Source organism: Salinibacter altiplanensis (assembly GCF_002894645.1).
GTDB lineage: Bacteria > Bacteroidota > Rhodothermia > Rhodothermales > Salinibacteraceae > Salinibacter > Salinibacter altiplanensis.
Window position 1 is genome coordinate 103,073 of record NZ_NCQY01000020.1, and the last position, 21,437, is coordinate 124,509.

Annotated in this window: 15 protein-coding genes; 8 read left to right on the top strand and 7 right to left on the bottom strand. The window is 66.0% G+C overall.

Going from position 1 to position 21,437, the window contains the following annotated elements:
• The first annotated feature begins 38 nt into the window (after positions 1–38).
• The gene (gene tsaD / locus B7R93_RS07985; protein WP_103020265.1) at positions 39–1,043 is read left to right on the top strand and encodes a tRNA (adenosine(37)-N6)-threonylcarbamoyltransferase complex transferase subunit TsaD; all 1,005 of its coding nucleotides are present in this window, start codon (positions 39–41) and stop codon (positions 1,041–1,043) included.
• Positions 1,044–1,159: 116 nt separating this feature from the next.
• The gene (mltG, locus tag B7R93_RS07990; protein WP_103020266.1) at positions 1,160–2,185 is read left to right on the top strand and encodes an endolytic transglycosylase MltG; all 1,026 of its coding nucleotides are present in this window, start codon (positions 1,160–1,162) and stop codon (positions 2,183–2,185) included.
• A gap of 37 nt (positions 2,186–2,222) precedes the next feature.
• Here mltG and B7R93_RS07995 read toward each other — a convergent pair whose 3' ends face one another.
• Positions 2,223–3,731, bottom strand: a complete 1,509-nt coding sequence (locus tag B7R93_RS07995) for an OmpP1/FadL family transporter (RefSeq protein ID WP_232798186.1) — start codon at positions 3,729–3,731, stop codon at positions 2,223–2,225.
• A gap of 179 nt (positions 3,732–3,910) precedes the next feature.
• Positions 3,911–5,326, bottom strand: coding sequence for a hypothetical protein (locus B7R93_RS08000; RefSeq protein WP_103020268.1), 1,416 nt, complete (start codon positions 5,324–5,326; stop codon positions 3,911–3,913).
• 422 nt (positions 5,327–5,748) lie between these two features.
• Between B7R93_RS08000 and proS the strand changes: the two genes are divergently transcribed.
• The 5 genes from proS (at position 5,749) to B7R93_RS08025 (ending at position 12,318) form a co-directional block, all read left to right on the top strand.
• Positions 5,749–7,221 carry a proline--tRNA ligase gene (proS, locus tag B7R93_RS08005; protein ID WP_103020269.1) on the top strand — a complete coding sequence of 491 codons (1,473 nt, stop codon included), beginning with the start codon at positions 5,749–5,751 and terminating at the stop codon, positions 7,219–7,221.
• A gap of 170 nt (positions 7,222–7,391) precedes the next feature.
• A complete protein-coding gene (locus tag B7R93_RS08010) occupies positions 7,392–8,603 on the top strand; it encodes a DUF3667 domain-containing protein (protein WP_103020270.1) in 1,212 nt (403 codons plus the stop codon).
• Positions 8,604–8,643: 40 nt separating this feature from the next.
• Entirely contained in the window at positions 8,644–9,327 is a 684-nt protein-coding gene (locus tag B7R93_RS08015) for a hypothetical protein (protein ID WP_232798187.1), read from the top strand.
• Between the two features lie 160 nt (positions 9,328–9,487).
• Entirely contained in the window at positions 9,488–11,983 is a 2,496-nt protein-coding gene (locus tag B7R93_RS08020; RefSeq protein ID WP_103020271.1) for a TonB-dependent receptor, read from the top strand.
• 23 nt (positions 11,984–12,006) lie between these two features.
• Positions 12,007–12,318 (top strand): ArsR/SmtB family transcription factor, encoded by a 312-nt coding sequence (locus tag B7R93_RS08025; protein ID WP_103020272.1) that lies wholly within the window; start codon positions 12,007–12,009, stop codon positions 12,316–12,318.
• Positions 12,319–12,398: 80 nt separating this feature from the next.
• Here B7R93_RS08025 and B7R93_RS08030 read toward each other — a convergent pair whose 3' ends face one another.
• The 5 genes from B7R93_RS08030 to nagB all read right to left on the bottom strand — a co-directional run bounded on the left by B7R93_RS08030 (position 12,399) and on the right by nagB (position 19,444).
• Positions 12,399–13,811, bottom strand: a complete 1,413-nt coding sequence (locus B7R93_RS08030; protein ID WP_103020273.1) for a Gfo/Idh/MocA family protein — start codon at positions 13,809–13,811, stop codon at positions 12,399–12,401.
• A gap of 101 nt (positions 13,812–13,912) precedes the next feature.
• Positions 13,913–14,581 carry a 3-keto-disaccharide hydrolase gene (locus B7R93_RS08035; RefSeq protein WP_103020274.1) on the bottom strand — a complete coding sequence of 223 codons (669 nt, stop codon included), beginning with the start codon at positions 14,579–14,581 and terminating at the stop codon, positions 13,913–13,915.
• A 185-nt stretch (positions 14,582–14,766) separates the two neighbouring features.
• Positions 14,767–15,942 (bottom strand): Gfo/Idh/MocA family protein, encoded by a 1,176-nt coding sequence (locus B7R93_RS08040; protein ID WP_103020275.1) that lies wholly within the window; start codon positions 15,940–15,942, stop codon positions 14,767–14,769.
• A 480-nt stretch (positions 15,943–16,422) separates the two neighbouring features.
• Positions 16,423–17,391 (bottom strand): TIM barrel protein, encoded by a 969-nt coding sequence (locus tag B7R93_RS08045; protein WP_103020276.1) that lies wholly within the window; start codon positions 17,389–17,391, stop codon positions 16,423–16,425.
• 85 nt (positions 17,392–17,476) lie between these two features.
• On the bottom strand, positions 17,477–19,444 hold the full coding sequence (gene nagB / locus B7R93_RS08050; protein ID WP_103020277.1) for a glucosamine-6-phosphate deaminase: 1,968 nt from the start codon (positions 19,442–19,444) through the stop codon (positions 17,477–17,479).
• Between the two features lie 253 nt (positions 19,445–19,697).
• Here nagB and B7R93_RS08055 point away from each other — a divergent pair, with 253 nt between their 5' ends.
• A complete protein-coding gene (locus B7R93_RS08055; protein ID WP_103020278.1) occupies positions 19,698–21,431 on the top strand; it encodes a GMC family oxidoreductase in 1,734 nt (577 codons plus the stop codon).
• Positions 21,432–21,437: the final 6 nt, after the last annotated feature.

Below are 21,437 nucleotides of genomic sequence, written 5' to 3' on the forward strand. Positions count from 1 at the left end.
GGGCCAGTCCGGCATTGCGCAAATGAAACGACGGTCCCATGCTTGTGCTTGGCATTGAGTCCTCGTGTGACGATACGGCCGCGGCCGTTTGGGAGGACGGGACGGTGCGGGCGAACGTGGTGTCTTCGCAGGCGGATCTTCACGAAGAGTACGGCGGTGTGGTGCCGGAGCTGGCCTCCCGGAACCACCAACGGCTCATCGTGCCTGTCGTGCAGCGGGCCCTCACGAAGGCCGAGGTCGACGTGGAGGGGCTCGACGCCGTTGCGGTGACCTACGGGCCGGGACTCCCCGGCTCTCTTCTCGTGGGACTCAGCTTTGCGAAGGCGTTTGCACGAGGGCTCGACGTCCCGTTGATCGGGGTGAACCACCTGGAGGGGCACGTCTGCTCAGTCGACCTGGAGGGGCCTCGTCCGGGCCGCCCGTTTTTGTGTCTCGTCGTGTCTGGGGGGCACACCGAGCTCGTACGCGTCGACGAAAACGCTCAGCACGAGGTGCTTGGGCGCACCCGCGACGATGCGGCCGGGGAGGCGTTTGACAAGGTAGCCCAGCTGTTCGGGCTCGGGTATCCTGGGGGGCCCGACATCGACCGCCACGCGGAAACTGGAGATCCGGCCTTTCACGACTTCCCCCGGAGCCGGCTCGATGGCTTCGACTTTTCGTTCAGCGGCCTGAAGACCTCGGTTCTCTACTACCTTCGCGACCGGTCTGCCGCGGAGCGCAAGCGCCTGCTCGCCGATCACCTCGACGACCTGTGCGCCGCGGTGCAGGCCGCGGTGGTGGACGTGCTCGTCGATGCCATGCGACGGGCCGTCGAGGAGACCGGGGGCGAGCACGTGGCCGTCGTGGGAGGGGTGGCGGCCAATTCCTCGCTCCGGCGGCGAATGGGCGCCCTCGGGCGCGAGGCAGGCGTGGACGTATCGGTGCCCGCCCTGACGTACTGCATGGACAATGCCGCCATGATCGCTCAGGCGGGGGCGCGGCGTCTTGCGGCCGGCCACACGAGCCCAGCGGCGCTGGACGTGCACCCGAATCTTCAGTTGTGACGCGAGGGCAATCCGTCGGGCCCCGAAACGAGGCGACGGAACGAAAAGTATTCCCCCACGCCCTCTGCCGGGGCCGGTGCCCCTTCGCCTGATCTGTCGTTCGCCCTGCCCCCTTCATGCACGCCCGCAGTCGCTTCGGACTCGTCGCTGTCGTCTTGTTCGTCGGGGGACTCGCCATCGGGGGAGGCGGCACGCTGATCTTTGGGCCCAACACGGGCGGGTACGACACACCCCGGAGCGTGTACATCGCACAGGAAGCCACGCTCGACGCCACGATCGATTCGCTGACGCAGGCCGATGTGCTCGTCGTGCCCGCCGCGTTCCGGCTTGTGGCGTGGGCGACCGGGTGGGGGCAGCAGATCAAACCGGGCCACTATCGCGTCGCGCCCGGGCGGTCCAACTACCACCTCCTCGACAAGCTGCGGCGCGGGCTACAAGACCCGGTGCGGCTCACGGTTCCCCCCGGTGTGCAGCGCGAGCGGCTTGCGTCGGTACTGGGGCGGCGGCTGGAACGAGAGCCCACTGCGTTCCGCACGGCCCTTCGCGATACGAGCCTTGCCGGGGACCTGGGCAGCACCCCCGGGCGGCTCTTCGGCTACATGCTCCCCGAGACGTATGACCTCTACTGGCAGACGCCCCCCAAGACCGTCGTTCGGCGCATCAAACGAGGGTTCGACCGCTTCTACGAGCGGGAGCTTGCCGCCGGGGCCGACAGCCTCGGGCTCACGAAGCGGGCGGTCGTCACGCTCGCGTCGATTGTGGAGTGGGAGGCCCTCCGCGACGCCGAGAAGCCGGCGATCGCAGGGGTGTACTTGAACCGGCTCGACCGCGGGTGGCCCCTCCAGGCCGACCCGACCATTCAGTACGTCCTGCTCGACACGAACGGGGAGCGCGTGGGCCGGGTGCTCCACGAGCATCTTGAGATTGACCACCCGTACAATACCTACCAGCATCAAGGCCTGCCGCCCGGCCCCATCACCAATCCGTCGCCCTCCAGCCTTCGGGCCGTGGCCGCCCCTGAGCGGCACGGATACCTCTACTTCGCAGCCGACGGGACGGGGGGGCATACCTTCAGCCGCACACTCCGGGAGCACAACCGGGCGGCAGAGAAGTACCAGCGCATGCTCGACGAGCGTCGGTAGCCTCAGAACGTGGATGCGAGGCGTCCCGGATAAGGAGTCAAAAGGAATAGCGCAGGCCAACCCGAATCTGGTTCCGGACGATGTCTTCATCCACGACCGGGATGTCAATCGCTGCGGACTCACCGGGGGGCGTGACGCTTGAGTAGGGGGCAAACTGGTCTTCCGAGCGCTCCTGCATCCAGGCGGCGTTCACGGACAGATGCTCGCTTAGCGGCAGTCCGGCGCCCGCGGATAGAAAGAGGCGCGAACGGTCGGTTTCCTCCCCGTCAGCGAGGGTGAAATCAAAACCGCGGGCGCCCGGCCGGTATGCGATTCCCCCCCGCAGGGAAAAGCCGTTTTCCGAACGATATTCGACGCCGCCCCGCCAGTTGACCACGTAGTCGTATTCTTCGAGATTCTCATTTGCCACGTCGAACGCCGTGGCGTCCGCATCGAGGCTCGTCTGTGACCAGTCGACGAACTCGACGTCGGCCGAAATGAGGAATGGAGCGCGCGTATAGCTCACGCCGGTGCTGAGACGCCACGGGGTCTGCAGGCGGTAGTCAAACGCCCCACGGGCAGCGTCCTCCCCGGAATCGTCGCCGTAGGTCAGTGTCCCGTTTCCAAACTCCGTGCGGATGAACGCGTCTGTAAACGTCTCGTCGATGGAATACCAGGTGGGCGTCTCTACCGTAAAGCCGACCCGAAGGTGCTCGACCGTGTTGGCCGAGAGGCCCAGGCGAAGGTTGAATCCGGTGAGGTCGGAGGTGAATCGCTCTCGGAAGAGCATGCTCTGGAAGTCTTCCAGCAGCCCGTCGCCCGCAACGACCGAGTACGCATCCTCCCCGTCGAGGTCTATTTCCGTCAGCTCGTTTTCGAACGCATACGTGCCGTATGAGAGGCTGGCACTTCCCCCAACCATCACGTTCGGGGCCACTTCGAGGGCACCGGCGAAGCTCAGTTCGTTCATGGAGCCGCCCCGCGTTACCGTGCCGTCCTGTCGAATGCTGCGGCCCGGCGCAACAGCCTGGAGAAATGGGTACTGGTCGTCCTGAAATCGAGAGTCGAAAAACTCGGTGGCGCCTGCCTGAAAGGCGACGAACGGGACGATGGGAATGACGTCGATGGTGGTGGTGCCGTCTTCCTCCGAAATCTCGAATTCGTCTCCGGACGGCAAAAACGTATCCGTAATCGAGCTGACAGAGTTTTCTCCGGTGTAGGTCAGCTCTCGGTCGAACGCAGACGTCCGGTTGAAGCCGAGTGCGAAGACGAGCGATCCCTGTTCTGTGTCGACGTTGTACACGCCTGTCAGGTGGCCGAGCCGCGCGGTCACATCGTCCCCTGTCTCTTGGGAGGCCGGTCCGTCGGAAAAGATCTGGTAGGTGGATTCATCTCGACTGAGCAGTCCGCTGAGGCTCCCACTGACCTCCGACGCCTGGTAGTACCCGAGGCCGGCCGGGTTGGTGTACAGGGCACTCGGGTCGGCCCATCCGCCCACCCCGCCGGCGCCGCTCATGCCGCTTGCTCGGGGGCCCACCGCCGAGAATCGGGTGGAAAAGCGGTACACATCGTCCGCTGTTTGCCCGGCGGCGATGGACGGAAGAAAAGCGATGACGAGGCCAACCAGAAGAAGTGATCGGGACCGGGGGCAAACGGGCCGTACACGCATAGGATGGGTGTTGTCGGACGGAGTGGAGAGGCGTGATGCAGGGCGAGAAGTGGACTCCCCTTCAGGGGCGAGGCAGACTACGAATCGTCCTCGTCGTTCCGGCTGCTGCGATCCGACCCTTCACGATTCGATCCTCCGCGGTCCGACCGAGAAGACCGTGTGCCCCGGGAGGCCGAAGAGGAGCGATCCGAGCGCGACGACTCGGCCCGAGAGGATGACCGCGACGACCGAGAGGTTGATTGTGAGCGGGAGCGGTTCGGGGAGCGAGAGCGCTCAAACGAGAAGGGATCGGTTCGATCAGAGAAGCGCACGGTCTCGGACTGGGAGTGTCTCCAGTTCAGGGTGCGGCGGGACGCTCGCTGCTTCCGCCGGAGGCGTTTTCGCTGTTGCTCGTAGCGGCCGGTGTCGAGGCGATTCGGGGTGTAGCGATTCAGAAGAAGCCGGTCTCCCGTTTCCCTGGAGCGGGACCGGTCGCCGCGGCTCGACCGAGAGCGCTCGTTCCCCGACCGTTCGCCCGACCGTGCCCTCCGACCGTCCGAGCCCGAAGACCGTCGTGCCTGCCGGCTTGCGTCCCGGCCCGTAGAACGATCGGACCGCTGGGCTTCCGTGTCGTCGGCCCGGCGGCTCCGTCGAGGGGTGCGCGAACGCGACCGGTTCTGCGAGGAGCGCCTTCGAGCCGTGCGGTCGCGGTCCACGGCACGGCGCCCAATGCGTCCACGCGACGATCGAGGCCGGTTGCTGCGTTCCAGGCGAGCGCGCCGGGTCCGCTCGGCACGTGATGACCGTGAGCGGCGTGCCTCCTCGCCCCGGTCGGCCGAGCGGCGACCGATGCGGCCGTCTGACTCATCACGGCGGGTGGCCACCGCGCGTCTGTCGTTCCGTGACCGTGCATCACGCCGGTCGGCGCCCGAGACGCCCCGTCCGACCGTCCCTCCCCGTGGGCGGTAGTCTCGTTTCCCTGTCACATCTTCCGACGTGCCCACATAATACGGACTGCCGTAGCCCAGCCCGTAGGCGGGGCCGACGGAGGAGACGGTGCCGTATCGGTATCCGTAAAAGGGGCGCCCGAACGGGTCGAGGTAGAAGGATCGATAGTACCGGGGCCGTACGGAAACGTACGGCGTTCCGAAGCGGAAAGAGAACGAAAACTGCGAGCCGTACGGGCGGTGGTAGAATGGCTCGTGGAAGAAGGGGTCGTAGTGCGACCAGCTATGCGTCACACCCCGGTCGTAGAAGTGGTAGTTGTACTCACGCGTCGTGGTCTCGTGCGTCTCGCCCCGCCGACGGGCCTCCCGGCGATACTCGCGCCGGTACTCATCGGCGTATTGCTGCGCACTCGCCGGTTTCTGCTCGGCGCGGGCGTGCTGGTTCGACGTGTCCGCCGTCTCCAGCTGCGTGTAGCAGCCCGTGAGGCCGAGGGCCGACACGGCGAGAACGAGCAGCAGTCCTGCGGAGCGCGATGAGGAGCGGGGAAACCAGTCGGCGTGAATCATAACGGGACACCTCCAGCCGCGGACAGTTGTTAGAATGTCGTGGAAGATCAGTACACCGTAGAAGGCCAAAGGTTGCACGGGACGTGCGCTCCAATCGGCCTGGCAACCCCATCGGGGCACTACTCAGGGCCTTCGTTGTCTATGGCCGCCGAAAGAAACCCGGAAGTAACGAACGAAGCGGAAGCAGTCCCAACACCGAGAACGGGGGCTTTTCGGACGGCGCGTGCGGAGGGTCTCATCGGGACGAGATGCGATCGCCGTGAACACCACCCTGGGTCGTTGATATCTGCGACGTGAGACGCCTATATTTCTTTGTACGGCGCCAACACCCGAAACGGCAACCCCGACGAAAAGAGACGCTGTTGTTGCCGTGGGTGCCCGTCCCTTGCTTGCTTTCCATCGGTCCCCAACGCCCCGACGACATGGCAGACGCAGTTACCCCCCGTGATGAGGACTACTCGCAGTGGTACCAGGACGTCGTGCGCAACGGCCAACTGGCCGAAAATTCCCCCGCCCGTGGGTGTATGATCATCAAGCCCAACGGCATGGCCCTGTGGGAGAACATGCGCGACCAGCTGGACCAGATGTTCAAAGACACGGGCCACGAGAACTATTACTTCCCGCTCTTCATCCCGGAGCGCTACATGGAGCGGGAGGCGGAGCACGTGGAGGGCTTCGCGAAGGAGTGCGCCGTGGTGACCCACTCCCGCCTCACGCAGGACGAGGAGGGCGATCTCATCCCCGACCCGGAGTCGGAGCTGGGCGAGAACTACATCGTGCGCCCCACCTCCGAGACCATCATCTGGGACACGTACTCGAAGTGGATCCAGTCGTACCGCGACCTGCCCCTGCTCTACAACCAGTGGGCCAACGTCGTCCGGTGGGAGATGCGGCCGCGCCTCTTCCTGCGCACCGCCGAATTTCTGTGGCAGGAGGGGCACACGGCCCACGCCACGGAGACGGAAGCGATCGAAGAGGCCGAACGGATGCTCGACGTCTACGCCACGTTCGCCGAGGAGTACATGGCGATGCCGGTGTTGCAGGGACGAAAGACGGAGAGCGAGCGATTTCCGGGCGCCGTGGACACCTACTGCATCGAGGCGATGATGCAGGACGGCAAGGCGCTGCAGGCCGGCACGAGCCACTTCCTCGGCCAGAACTTTGCAAAGGCGTTCGACTGCACCTTCACCAACGAGGACAATGAGGAGGAGCATGTGTGGGCCACCTCGTGGGGCGTGTCCACGCGCCTCATCGGCGGCCTTATCATGACCCACTCCGACGACCAGGGCCTCGTGCTGCCGCCCAAGCTGGCGCCCCATCAGGTTGTGATCGTGCCCCTCTTCTTTGACGATGATCAGGAGAGGCCGGTGATGGAGAAATGCGAACGCCTCCAAGAGATGCTGGAGGCGCACGGCATTCGCGTAAAGATGGACGACAACCACACGCAGAGCCCCGGCTGGCGCTTCAGCGAGCACGAGCTGCGCGGGGTGCCGCTGCGCCTTGCCGTGGGGCCGCGCGACCTGGAGAACGACAACGTGGAGATGGCCCGTCGCGATACGCAAGAGAAAGACGTGGTGCCGCAGGAAGGTATTGTGGAGCGGGTGTCCGACACGCTCGACAACATTCAGCAGTCTCTCTACGAGCGGGCCGAAGAACGACAGGCGAGCAACACCCGTGTCGTCGAGGACTACGACGCGTTCCGCGAGGTCATCGGGCGCGGGGGCTTCGCGTGGGCCCATTGGGACGGCACGCCGGAGACCGAGGCCCGCATCCAAGAAGAGACCTCCGCCACCATTCGGCTCATTCCCTTCGACCGCGACGAGCACGAAGAGGGAGACGACATGCTCACGGGTGCGCCCTCGAAGGGCCGCGTGCTGTTTGCACAGGCGTACTGAGGGAGGCATGGGGGATTTCGTGTTGCGTACTTCGTCCGCTCGCAGGTCATCACGCGACACGCGCCGCGCAGCACGTCCCCACGGCCGTAACATTCTCGGGCCTCGTGCGTGATTGAAGAGGGCACGGAAGACATCCCTTCTTCGATCACTGCCTATTTCCCTCGGTCGCGATGAGTGCTCCGCCGCTCGGCTCTGAGTCCGGCCGTCCCGAGGACGATCCGCTGGAAGGCCCCGGCAACGAGGGACCGTCCGGGCAGGCCGCGTCGAACCCGGACGAGGCGCGGGCCGCCGCCGAGGATGCCCTGGCGCAGATCGAGGCGATGGCGGATCTCGACGACGAGCCGGACACGAGGCGAGAGGATCGGGACGAAGGATCTGCCCCCGATTCGTCGTCCGGTCCGCCCGACTCGGACGCCCCTTCTCCGTCCGGGGCCCCCGAAGATCAGTGTGAGAACTGTGGGGCCCTCCTGCACGGGCCGTACTGTTCGCAGTGTGGGCAGAAGGCCGCCGACCGGGTCGTGCCCCTCTGGCACATGCTCAATGAGGCGCTGGAGGCCGTCATTGAGCTCGACATGCGGGTGCTCTGGACCCTGCCCAAATTCCTGTTCTTGCCCGGTCGGCTCACAAAAGAGTACATCAACGGGCGGCGCAAACGCTACATCCGGCCCTTTCGGCTGTACCTGTTTACGACGTTCGTCCTGTTTACCGTTCTTGCCCTCACCGCCGGGGGAGGGGTGCAGGTGCCCTTCAATCCGCAGATGTCGCCCCCCCAGGCGGACACGGTCCAGGCGGGAATGGGGACGGTCGGGATGGACACGACCGCCGTGGCCTCGGCGCCCTGGTTTTTCGGCAGTCTTGAGCAGCGAGAGCGATGGGCGCGGTCATTTCGCCAGAACCCAGGCACAGTGGACGTGCTGTTCGGAGATTCGGAGACGCAGGCACGTCTCGAGCCGCTTCTCCGCGCGAAGGTTGCCGATGCGATCCGGACCCCCCGAGACCTGATTGAGAGCATGATTGATCGGGGGCCGTACGTCATGTTCCTGATGCTGCCCGTCTTTGCCCTCCTGCTCAAGCTGCTTTACATCCGGCGGGGGCGTCTCTACGTGGAGCACCTCATCTTCAGTCTCCACCTGCACGCGTTTTCCTTTTTCGCCTTCACCGTCGGCATCCTCCTCGGCGAGACCGAGACCGCGTGGCTCCAAACCGCCGCGACTTGGGTTGAGTTGACACCCCTCCTGTACCTCGTCGTTGCGATGGGACACGTCTACGACCAGGGACTCATCAAATCCACGATTAAGGCGTCCCTCCTGCTTTTCGTATATTCGATCATTCTGACGGTCGGTCTCATTCTGCTCGTCCTCGCAGCCGTAATGCTGATGTAGGCGAAGCGCGTGCACGCCGACGCCCCGCTGATCTAGACGCATGTCGTCCCCCAACCCCACCGCATCCCGGACCGACGCCCCCGGTGGACTCGGCCTGTGGGTCGCTATCGTCGTGAGTTACGTGGTCAGTCCCCTCGCCCTGCCCCCGCTGGTATACGGACTGGCACTGGCCCACGTAGGGGCGCCTCACGGCGATGTCGTGTGGGGCGCAGGGATCGGGTTTGTGTTCCTGTCCATCGTGCCGCTCGTGTACGTCGGAGGGATGCGCCTGCAGAGGCGCATCGAGTCCCTGGAGATTCGGGACCGGTCGAGGCGGACTGAGCCGTTCCTCGTGGCGCTTGCGGCCAGTGGGACAGCCTTGGCGGCGGTGCTCAGCATTGACATTGCGGGGCGTCGGCTGCTGGCGGCGCTGGTGGTGTGCCACGCCCTCAATACGACCCTCCTCTTCCTCATTACCATGCAGTGGAAGATCTCGGTGCACTGTGCGTCGGTGGCCGGGGCGGTGTCTACGCTTGCGTTCGTGCAGGGGCACGTTCCGGGGCGGGTGCTTGCCGCTGCGGGGCCTGCGGTGCTGATCGGCGGGGCAGGGCTAACGGGACTTGTGCTCTGGGCCCGCGTTCGAGGCCGGGCCCACACCATGGGGCAGGCCGTGGCGGGAGCGGGGGTGGGGCTCGTGGCGCCGTACCTGGAACTGATGGCCCTGTCAGGCGCGATTGGGGGATAAAATGTGGCGTGGCGGGTTGGATCACACCGTATTGTTTCGTTTCTTAACAAACGGGCCCGTCGTCCCGACGGCCCATTCGCTGTTTTGTATAATCATTTCCCCGTGCCCTCTGACGGATTGATACCGCACACCCTGGCTCATTGAACGCATTCTGTCGCCCATGCGTCTGTCCCGTGTCTTCATCCTTGCGGCCTGTTGGGGGCTTTTAGGAAGTGCGTCCGTCCATGCTCAAACCTGGGGCTCCGTCACGGGAACCGTCACCGATTCGGTCGCCGGCGAGCCCTTGCCGGGGATAACGGTCCTGGTCCAGGGAACCGACTTTGGCACCGCCACCACCGCGGACGGGGACTACCGCCTTGAGCTGCCGACCGGTCGCTACGCCCTCCGCTTCTCGGCGATTGGCTTCGCGACGCACGTCGACTCGGTGACGGTGACGGACGGGGCGACCCGGCTGGACGTCACCCTCGCCGCCACTGTCCTAGAGATGGATGAACTGATGGTGACGGAGGGACAGGCCCAGCGGCCCGGCGTCTATGAGGTGGATCCGGCCGACGTGCAGAACATGCCCACGCCCTTCAAGGACGGCTTTCGGGCGCTGAAGACGATGCCTGGGGTGGCCACCAACAGCGAGCTTACCCAGCAGTATTCGGTGCGCGGGGGCGGCTACAACGAGAATCTCGTCTTTATCAACGGCTTCGAGATTTTCTTCCCGTTTCGGCCCCGACAGGGCGAACAGGAGGGAATGGGCCTGCTCAATCCGGCCCTCGCCTCCGACATCACGTTCTACACGGGCGGCTTTCCGCCGGAGTACGGGGGCAAGCTCTCCTCTGCGCTCGATGTGCAGTACGCCCAGCCCGGCGGCGAGGGGGCGGGAGAGAAGCCCCTCAGTGGCTCCGTCGACCTCTCTACGCTCGACGCCAGTGCTCATCTTCAATCGTCGGCCCTGGGGGGCGACCTGGGGTGGGCCCTTGGAATGCGGCGGGCGCAGCCCGGGCGGTTTTTCGGGACGCAGGACCTGAAGGGGGACTACAGTCCCCGCTTCACGGACGTGCAGGGCACCGTGGAATATCGAGTGTCCGACCGCGTCTCGGTGGAAGCCCTGGGCATCTGGGCGGACAACACCTTTGAGTTGGAGCCGGAAGAGCGGACCACCTACTTCGGGGTCATCAGTCTCGACCCGGAGCGGCCGTCGGACTTCAAGGCGCTTCAGGCATCCTTGAGTGGAGCCCGCACCGACGGGTACACCACCACGTTCGGGGGCGTGCGGCTCCGCACCGAGCTTTCCGATCGGCTCACGTTGGAGCACGACGTCGCGCACTTCAGCACCGGGGAGACCGAGAGCTTCGACATCCAGAGCGACCGGCGGGTGTGCCAGGTCGATCCGACACAAGGGGCCAATCCTGCAAACTGTTTCCTGCGGGGCGAATCCTCGGTCACCCGGTTTGCCGACAACGTCGTGAACGTCCGGCGCCGCACGGCCCGGGGGCGTTACGAGCTGGACCTAGGCCGGCAGACGCTAAAGGGGGGATGGCACCTCCGGGACCTGCGCTTCGATGATCAGCTGGAGGAGAAGACCATCATCCAAGGGACCGATCAGGGGACCCTCGATCCCGTCCGCATCCGGGTGGACAGCCTCACCGACCAGTCGGTGTTCAACGAGCAACAGTTCGGGGCTCACCTGCAGGACGCCGTCGACGTGCTCCCCACCCAGGGGCGGCTCACGGTGACTGGGGGACTCCGGGCCGACTACTTCTCGTTCAACGACGAGTGGACCGTGTCCCCGCGCCTGTCGACTCGCTTCGGGGTCACCGATCGCCTCACCCTCACCGGCGCGTGGGGCATATATCATCAGAAGCCGACCTACCGGGAGCTTCGGGGCAGTCTGGAGGGGGCCACCTCCATCGAAGAAACGCTCAACCGGGACATTGAGTCGCAGCGGTCGGTTCAGTACGTGCTCGGAGGCGAGTACTTCTTTCCCGAGCAGCGTCTCTACCTTCGGGCCGAAGCCTACTACAAGGACCTGGACAACCTCATTTCCTATACCATCGAGGACGTGCGCGTGAACTACTCCGGGGAGAACGACACCTACGGGTACACCTACGGACTGGACCTGCAGGTCCGAGGGGAGCTGGTGCCGGGCCTGGAAAGTTGGTTCAACTACAGCTACCTGGTGGCCCGAGAGCGCTTCACCGAAGGGGCGCTCGGTTCGTACACCAACCGGCTGCGGGATGCCCGGCAGGGCCGCTTGCCGCGCCCGGCCGACCAGCGCCACACCTTCTCGGCGTTCGTACAAGACTACGTGCCGGGAGACGAGTCGTGGAAGGTTCACATGCGCCTGCTTTACGGCAGCGGACTGCCGTACACGCCCACGAACCCGGGCCCAGAGGTGGCTGATGGCGTGCAGACGCGGGTGCCGGCCGATCGGATGAGCGGGCGGCTTCCGTCCTACCGGCGCGTGGACGTGGGGGCGACGAAGCGCATCGAGGTCGTCCGAAACGGGATCGGCGGGCCGGTCCACCTGGAGCTCACGCTTGAGGTGCTGAACCTCTTCGACATGGACAACACTGTCGACTACAGCTGGACGCGGGGCTTCGAGCGGGTGCCGAAGCGGCTCACGCCCCGTACCCTCAATGCTCGCCTCCACCTCACCTTTTAGCGCTCGTCCATTGATCGTCCGTCATGGATCGCTCCCTGCTCCCGTCCGATGAGGTTGAGGCCGTGGCCCGCCGTTTCGACGTGCTGGGCGTGCCGGCCCGGCTGCGGCTGCTCAGCGCACTGCACGCGAAGGGCGAGCAGACGGTAGGGGCGCTGGTCGAGGCGACCGGGTTCCGGCAGTCCAATGTCAGCAAGCACCTTGGCCGCCTGACGGAGGAGGGACTGCTGGCGCGGCGGCGAGAGGGGGTGCACGTCTACTACACGCTCGACGATCCCACGCTCGGGGCCCTCTGCATGCTCGTGTCCCGTCGGCTGCGCGACGAGGCCGAGCGGTAGGGCCCCGGGCCGCCGCACGTGCCGCGTGGGGAGAGGGGCTACTCTTCGCTGAATGCGTCCCCGAACTCGGCGCCGGCGGGCTACAGCGACCACTCTCCGCGGTAGTCCCGGCGCAGGTACCGCTCCGCCTCCGGCGCGTTGGGAATGTTCATCGAGCGCGGGTCGTACCGCACCGGCGTTCCGGCCTGGAGGGACACCACGCCCAGAAGAAGGGCCTCGGTCAGCGGCGCCGCGTAGTCGAAGGGACATGTTGCCTCGGCCTGTTCCTTGCAGGCCTCCGCCCAGTTCGCCTGATGGCCCGTGCCGACCCGGGGAAGCTCCTGAGGCGCGTCGCTGTGCTGGGCCTCCAACGCCTTGGGATAGAGGCGGGGCGTCCGGCCATAGGTATCGTGCATCAAAATCCCGTCCTCTCCGACCCAGATCGCGCCGCCCCAAGAGGGGGGCGGTCCGTCCTCGTCCGGGCCGAGTTCCCGCACCAGCGGCACGTCGTCCGGCAGGGCCTGCGGGCGGGGCGGGAGAAGGCCGCCGTCGTACCAGGTGAGCTCGACCGGATCTCGACCGCCCCGCCCGAACGTGTAGTGCACCGTCTCGGCGGTGGGCCAGGAGACCTGCTTGCCGTCGCTCGTGCCGAAGGCGTTCGACGAGCCCCACACCTCGGTCGGGGGGCCGAGGTCGAGGGCCCACATCGCGTGGTCGATGAGGTGCGCCCCCATGTCGCCGAGGGCCCCGGTTCCATAGTCGACCCATCCGCGCCAGTCGAACGGGTGGTAGGCGTCGTGGTAGGGCACCTCCGGGGCCGGGCCCAGAAAGAGGTCCCAGTTTACCCCATCGGGGGGCGACATTGAGCCCTCTGGACGGGAGCCCCCCTGCGGCCACCAGCTCGCCGGCCGGTCGGTCCAGGCGTGAATCTCGTGCACGGGCCCGATGGCCCCGTCCCACACCCACTCAATCGCACGACGTCCGTCCGGATGGGTGTGGCCCTGATTCCCCATCTGGGTTACGACCCCGGTCTCGTCGGCCGTCTCCATCAGCGTTCGTGCCTCCCGGACGGTCCGCGTGAGCGGCTTCTCCACGTAGACGTGGAGCCCCCGCTCCATCGCCTCCTTCGCGGCGACAGCGTGCAGGTGGTCCGGGGTGGAAATGACGACTCCGTCGAGGTCGTCCGCCAGGTCGTCGAACATGCGGCGGTAGTCGGTGTAGCGCTCGGCCTGCTCGTAGGCCTCGTGGAGGGCCCGGAGCCCGTCCGCAACGGTTCCGTCTTCACCGCGCAGGGTTCGGTCGACATGACCAAAGTCGACGTCGCAAACGGCCACGATATTTTCGCCGGTCAGGGCGTTCATGTTGCTGGCCCCTCGTCCCCCAACGCCAATGCCCGCGATGTTGAGGGTGTCGCTGGGGGCCTGGTGGCCGGCGCCGCCCAGAACGTGGCGGGGCACCACACTGAGGCCCGCGGCGGTCAGGGCCGATTCCTTCAAAAACGTGCGTCGGTCCATCGTGTCAGTGTCTACGAGTGAACGATCGTGGCAACGAGGAACGCGTCGGCCCCATGAGGACACGCGGCGGGGGGCTGTGCGTCCACAGGGACGGCGCGTCGCTAAAGCTCCTTGATCTTGATGTTGCGGAAGTGGGCCGTCGTGCCATGGTCCTGAAGGCCGATGTGCCCCTCCCGCGCGTCCCCGAACTCCGGATGCGTCCGAAATTTGCTGTCGCGAATCATGCGGTACCAGTCGGGCGTCCACGTCTCGTACTCCAGCACCTTCTGGCCGTTGAGCCAGTGCTCGACGTGGCTGCCCTCCACGACGATCATGACGTCCTGCCACTCGCCGGCGCCGGAGAACGTCTGGGGAGCGGCCGGAATCAAGTCGTAGAGCGAGCCGGCCTTCCGATTTCCGTTTTCGCCCCGCGCTGCGTCCGGGTGGTTGGCATTGTCCAGCACCTGCATCTCCGGGGCCGACCAGTAGATGGGCTGTTCCGGCTGCTCGATGGCGCGGTAGAAGATGCCGCTGTTGCCGCCCTCGGAGATCTTCCACTCCAGCTTGAGGACAAAGTCCTCGTACGTCTCGGTCGTGATGATGTCGCCCCCGGATCCGCTCACGCCCCCGTCGGACCCTTCGATGGTGAGGACGCCGTCCTCGATTGTCCATCCAGTGTCGGGGAATGCATCATCATTGTAGCCGCGCCATCCCTCGGCCGTCTCTCCGTCGAACAGCAGCTCCCAGCCGTCGGCCCGCTCCTCCGCCGTCAGTGTGTTGTGGTCGTCCATCTCCTGAGCGCTTGTGGGCGTGGCTAAAAGAAGGACGGATGAGAGTGCGATAAGGAGCGTAGCTGTTCGCGTCGTGTGTCTGGTCATGGGGGAAGGGGGGAAAAGAAAACTGTGTATGAGGTTGGGCATCGATCCGAAACGGATGGTCGACAGCTGTAGGGAAATGGGATGTGGGATGCGAAGTGTTACGTGTGGGGCGGCGTGTAGGAGGCGTCGACCCAGGCCTGCTTCTCGCTGCTTTCGAGCGCGGTCTGGATGAAGTGGACGCCGGTAGCTCCGTCCTGTACCGTCGGGAAGTCGCGGGCCCACGGGGGGGGAGCTTCCCCGGCCTCGTGGGCGGCGATGGCGTGGGCCACGCTATGATAGAGGTTGGCAAACGCCTCAATGAAGCCTTCGGGGTGGCCCTGCGGGGTGCGGACAAAGGGCTGCACCGAGTCGGCAAGGGAGGCGCGGCCGTGGCTGTAGATTTTTTGGGGGGCCTCGCCGTTGATGTCGGTGAGGAGCGTGAGGCGGTGCGGGTCCTCCTGGCGCCAGTCGAGCCCGGCCTCGGTGCCGTAGACCCGAAGGCGAAGGTTGTTTTCCTCGCCCGCCGCGATCTGCGAGAAGTGGATGAGGCCGCGCACGCCCCCCTCGTACCGGGCCAGGATGCTGGCGTCGTCGTCGACGGGGCGCCCCGCCACGACCGTCCCCACGTCGGCGCACATGCGCTCCAGAGACAGGCCCGTCACGTACCGGGCCAGGTGCTCGGCGTGGGTCCCGATGTCGCCCAGCGCGCCGGCCCCGGCCTTCTCCGGGTCGGTTCGCCAGGCGGCCTGCTTGTTGCCCTCGTCTTCGAGGCGCCGGTTGAGCCAGCCCTGCGGGTACTCCACCACGACCTTGCGCAGCTCGCCGAGGCGGCCCTGCTCCACCAGTGCCCGCGCCTGCTTCACCAGTGGGTAGCCGGCATAGTTGTGCGTGAGGCAGAACACCACGTCCTGCTCGTCGACGCGCCGACACAGGTCTTCGGCGTCCTCGAGGGTGGTTGTCATCGGCTTGTCGCAGATGATGTGGACCCCCTGGTCGATGAAGGTGCGGGCCACGTCGTGGTGCAGGAAGTTGGGTGTGACGATGGAGACGACGTCGATCCCGTCGGGCCGTCGGGCCTCCGCGCGCGCCATTTCCTCGTAGGTGTCGTAGACCCGGTCGGGGTCGAGGTGTAGGTTGGCGCCCTGGCGCCGGGACTTTTCGGGGACGGAGGAAAAGGCACCGGCGACGAGGTTCATCTCTCCATCCAGGGCGGCGGCGGAGCGGTGCACGGCACCGATGAAGGCGTCAGGGCCGCCTCCGACCATGCCGTAGCGAATTGGGCGATCAAGAGCCATGAAGACCGTTGAGGGACGTGAAACGAGTGCCTTCGAGAGACTGAAGGGAGTTCGAAGAAGCCCCGTGTGTGCCACCTGGCGACCGGGGCTTCTGGGCGAGTGTACGGGGGCGAGGAGACGAGAAAACGATGTGGGACGGAGGGCCGGGCCACACGAGAGACCCCTTGCCTCTGAAGAGTCGCCTCGCCGCGGTGGACGATGCATACACCGAGGCAGGGACGACCCCGTGTCGTGCAGTCAAAAGTCGTGTGTCGCCCCGTCAATCTCAAACGCTGGTCAATTGGAAACACCGAGTATGTCCCGATGCGGCAGCGGGCGTCTCATGGGGGGCGGCCCGAACCGGAGGCCTCGAGACAACCGGCGGACGCGCCCCGAATATGCCCCCGAATTTTGGTCGTCAATCCTGCTGCTCCCACAGCCGGAAGGTCTTGGTCCAGGAGCCCTGGCGGGAATTCCGCCCGATCCCGAGCCCCTCGTTGTTCAAGGAGACGCGTTCTCGAGCTGGTTGCGCACGTCGACGAGAAGCTGCTTCGTTGCCCGAATGCCCTCCCGCTCACTCAGTCCGTCGCCCTCGTATTCGATGCCCACGTGGCCCCGATACCCCGCGTCGAGCACGATGCGCATTAGCTTCGCGTAGTCGAGGGTGGCCTCCTGCCCCTGGTCGTTGAATTCATATGTCTTTGCGCTGATGGCCTGCGCGTGGGGCATGAGGGTGCGGACTCCGTCGTACGGGTCGTACGACTCCCCCTCGCGGATCTGCCAGTTCCCAAAGTCCGGGAGTGTCCCACAGCGCGCATGGTCCACCGCGTTCATCACGCCGGCAAGCCATTCTGCATCGGACGAGAGGCCGCCGTGGTTCTCGACGAGTACGTTGATCTCCCGCTCGGCCGCAAACGCGGTGAGGCGACGAAGCCCGTCTGCCACGCGCTTTTTCTGCTCGGGGGGCGATCCCTTGCCCCTCGTCTGAGCGTTCACGCGGATGGAGTGACACCCGAGGGCGGCGGCGGCCTCGACCCACTTGTGGTGGTTGGCCACGGCGGCGGCCCGCTCGGCCGAGTCCGGATGCCCGAGGGCCCCCTCCCCGTCGCACATGATGAGCAGGCTCTCCACCCCCGCGTCCTCGGCCCGGGTCTTCATTTCTTGCAGGTACTGTGCGTCCGTTGCCCGGTCCATGAAGAACTGGTTCACGTACTCGACAGCCCCGATGTTAAACGCGTCACGGGCCGCGCGGGCAAAGTCGAGGGGGGCGAGATCGCCGTCGAACAGGGCCCGGTGCAGGGACCACTGCCCGAGGGAAATGTCGTAGCGGGCACCCTTCCCGGTGGCGTCGCCCTCGCGCCCAGCCGTATCGGGGGGGCCCTCCGAGACACAGCCTCCCACGGGGAGGGCGGTGCCGAGGGCAACGGCGGCGGAGGTTTTCAGAAACGAGCGTCGGCTCGAAGCGGACATGGGAGCACACAGGAGAGAGGAGAAGAAGGCGATGCCCGACCGATTGCAGCCCCACCGCCCATCGCCCCACGGTGCCGATGGAGCGTCAGGGCATGTCGTGGGTCGTCACGAACGCCTCGGCGGCGTAGAATTCCGGGAGGCCCAGGCCGTTCAGGGCGTCGGCGGTGTCGCGGTTGCGGTCGCGGGCTCGCTCCCAGAACTCGCGGTCGTCGTAGGCCCCGGGAAACATCGCCCGATCCTTCTGGCTCTCGTGCTTGAAGATGGCCTCCACCTTGCGGTCGAGGTCGGCTTTGGAGAGGGGCACGAACACGTCGGCCTCGTGGAGCGGCCACTCCTGCCACGCCCCTCGATACAGCCACACGAGGGGCCGAGGACGGGGCATTTCGCTTGTGTCGGGGGCCTCTCCATTGGCCCCAGCTGGCACGCTGGTCTCGTCGGTGTACTGTCGGAGGGCCTGCTTGATGGCCTTGTAGCACATCCGGTGCGTACCGTGGGGGTCCGAGAGGTCCCCGGCCACGAAGATGTGTGTGGGCTCGACCGCTGTCAGCAGGTCGTGCACCACCTCCACGTCCGCCTCCGTAATCGGATCCTTGCGCACGCGCCCCGTCTTGTAGAAGGGCATGTCCAGAAACTCGGCGTGATCGGCGTCCAGTCCCATGACCTCGATCGCCGCGATCGCCTCGCCGTACCGGATGTGGGCCTTGAGGGTTTGTACCTCCGAGGGGTCTACCTCGGCCGGGTTCCGCCTGGCAAAAAAGGCCTCGATTTCGTCGCGTCGGCCGCGGAAGCCCGACAGGTCCTCTTCGCTCATGTTGAGCGTGTCGCTGCTGAGGCCGATGAAGCGGAGGTAGCGGCGCACGTCGGCGTCGAAGACGGCCACCGACCCGTTTGTCATATACGAGACGGTGACGTCGTTGCCGTTCGACACGAGCGCATCGAACATGCCCCCCATCGAAATCACGTCGTCGTCCGGGTGGGGACTGAAGATGAGGACGCGCTCGTCGGAGGGCAGGTGCTCGCGGTACGTGATGCGCTGGCGCAGGTCCTCGAAGACCTCCCGGGCCAGATCGTCGACGTCATCGTAGCGGTGCACCAGGCTGTGAAGCTGGTTCTGGTAGTAGTCGGACGCCTCGAGGCGAGGGATTGGGGTGTCGAGCGTCTCGGACAGCCAGATGACGGCGCGCTTGGCCTTCTGGTCGGTCCAGTCGACCTCGCGGACGCGCCACGGCATCTTTTCGCGCGTGAGTTCGCCGGCGGCCGCCCGGTCGAGGTAAAAGGTGGCGTTGGGGTGGTCCTGCAGGTAGCTGGCCGTGACTTCCCGGGAGGGGGGCTCCTCTACGGCCCGCTGCACGATGGGGGCCTTGTGCTCGCCCGTCGCCATGAGCACAATCTCGTCGCAGTCGAGAATGGTGCCCACCCCCATCGTGATGGCTTCCTGGGGCACGTTGGCCTCCCCAAAAAAGTCGCTCGCAGCGTCCTTGCGCGTGATCTCGTCGAGGATCACCTGGCGGGTGCGCGTCTGCCGCCCGGAGCCCGGCTCGTTGAAGCCCACGTGGCCGGAGCGCCCGATGCCGAGCAGCATGAGGTCGATCCCGCCGGCCTTCTCGATCTCGTGCTCGTACTCCACACAGTGGCGCTCCACGTCGTCCGAGGGAATGTCGCCGCGAGGGATGTGGATCTGATCCCTCGGAATATTGACGTGGTTGAAGAGGTTCTCGTCCATGAACCGGTGGTAGCTCTGCAGGCTATTCGGGTCCATGGGGTAGTACTCGTCGAGGTTGAACGTCACCACGTTCGAGAGGTCGAGCCCGTCCTCTCGGTGCATCCGGACGAGCTCCTGATACACGCCAATGGGGGTGGACCCGGTCGGCAGCCCCAGCACTGCCTGCTGCTCGACGGCCTGTCGTTCCTCAATGAGGGTGGCAATGCGCCGGGCCACGCGGTGGGCCATCTCGCCTGGGTCATCGAAGATGAGGGTCTCGACCCGCTCGTGTTGCGTGTCGGGCCGAGTGGCATGATCGGAGGCGTTGACCGGGGGGGAGTACGAGTCCATGGCTCGGGGGCGGCGGTGATTTGTAGCGGAGGAACGCGCAGGGGGGCGTGGCGCTCGGGCCATGCATGATAGAAGACGGGACCCTCTGTAACAATATCGAGGGAAGTTCGGGACCGCTTCCAGATTGCACGGCCCGCGGAACCGGTTCCAATTTTCGACATGTCGGCCCAGGCCGAGACATTTGGTTGCGTCTGAATCCGCCTCGTAATTACGTTTCAGGGGCGTTCGTCCCTCTTCACGTCTCCTTGCCTGCATGCCCTTCATTCAAGAGACCCCCGACACGTACGATGTCTGCATTGTCGGCTCCGGAGCGGGAGGCAGCATGGCCGCAAAGGTGTTGGCGGAGGCTGGGGCCGACGTGGTGGTCCTGGAGGCCGGCCCCGAGTGGAGCGTCGAGGAGGACGGAGCGATGTTTGACTGGAACTACTCCTCGCCCCGCCGGGGCGCCTCGACGACGGCCCGTCCCTTCGGGGAAAAAGACGCCTGCCTCGGCGGGTGGGACATTGAGGGGGAGCCGTACACGACCGCCGAGGGCACCAACTGGAACTGGTTCCGGGCCCGGATGCTGGGCGGGCGCACCCATCACTGGGGGCGCATCTCCCTTCGCTTCGGGCCGGACGACTTCAACGGGCGGAGCGTGGACGGCCACGGGGAGGACTGGCCCATCGACTACTCAGACCTGAAGCCGTACTACGACCGGGTCGACCGGCTGATCGGCCTCTTCGGGTCGGAGGAGGGATTCTACAACGCCCCCGACGGGATTTTTATGGAGCCGCCCGAGCCCCGCTGCTACGAGAAGTTCATCAAACAGGGCGCGGAGGACGTTGGCGTTCCGGTGATCCCGTCCCGCCTCTCAATCCTGACCGAGCCGCACAACGGCCGCGCTCCCTGCCACTACTGTGCGCAGTGCAACCGGGGCTGCACCACCCACTCGAACTTCTCGGCGCCGCCGGTGCTGCTGGACCCGGCCCTGCAGACCGGCAACGTGACCCTGGTCACCCACGCGATGGCCCGGGAGGTGACGACCGACCAGGAGGGGCAGGCCACCGGCGTCTCTTACGTCGACACCCGGAGCCGCCGGGAGCAGAAGGTAAAGGCCGACGTGGTGGTCCTGGCCGCCAGCGCGTGTGAGTCGGCCCGCCTCCTCCTGAACTCTACCTCCCGCCAGCACCCGAACGGCCTGGCCAACTCCAGCGGCGCGGTTGGGCGCTACCTGATGGACTCGACGGGGGCGACCGTCATGGGCGTGGCCCCGCAGCTGATGGACCAGCCGGCCCACAACTGCGACGGGGTCGGGGGCATGCACGCCTACATCCCGTGGTGGGCCCACGACCAGGCCCTCGACTTCCCGCGGGGCTACCACTTTGAGCTGTGGGGCGGGCGCGGCATGCCGGGCTACGGCTTTGGGAGCGGCATTCAAAACCTCAACGGCCTGTTTCCCGGCGACGAGGAGACGAAGAAGAAAGGCGGGGGTGGCTACGGCCAGCAGCTGAAGAACGACTACCGTCGCTTCTACGGCGCCACGGTGGGAATGTCCGGGCGGGGCGAGTCGATTGCCCGCCGGGACAACTACTGCGAGATCGACCCGGACACGCGCGACGAGTACGGCATTCCGGTCCTTCGCTTTCATCATTCTTGGGGGGAGGAGGAGTACCGGCAGGTCAAGCACATGCAGGAAAAGGGGCGCGAGATTCTGCGGTCGGCCGGGGCCGAGCCGCTCGGGTCGGTGCCGAGCAAAGAGGACGGGTACGGCATCACCATGCCCGGGGAGATCATCCACGAGTCCGGCGTGACCCGCATGGGCACCGATCCGGAGACCTCAGTGCTCAACGCGCAGTGTCAGGCCCACGACGTGGACAACCTGTTCGTGGCCGACGCCGGGCCGTTCACGTCGATGCCGCACAAGAACCCGACCTGGACCATCCTCGCCCTCTCGATGCGCACCTCGGAGTACATCATCGACCAGCGTACGAAGGGCAACATCTGAGCCGCC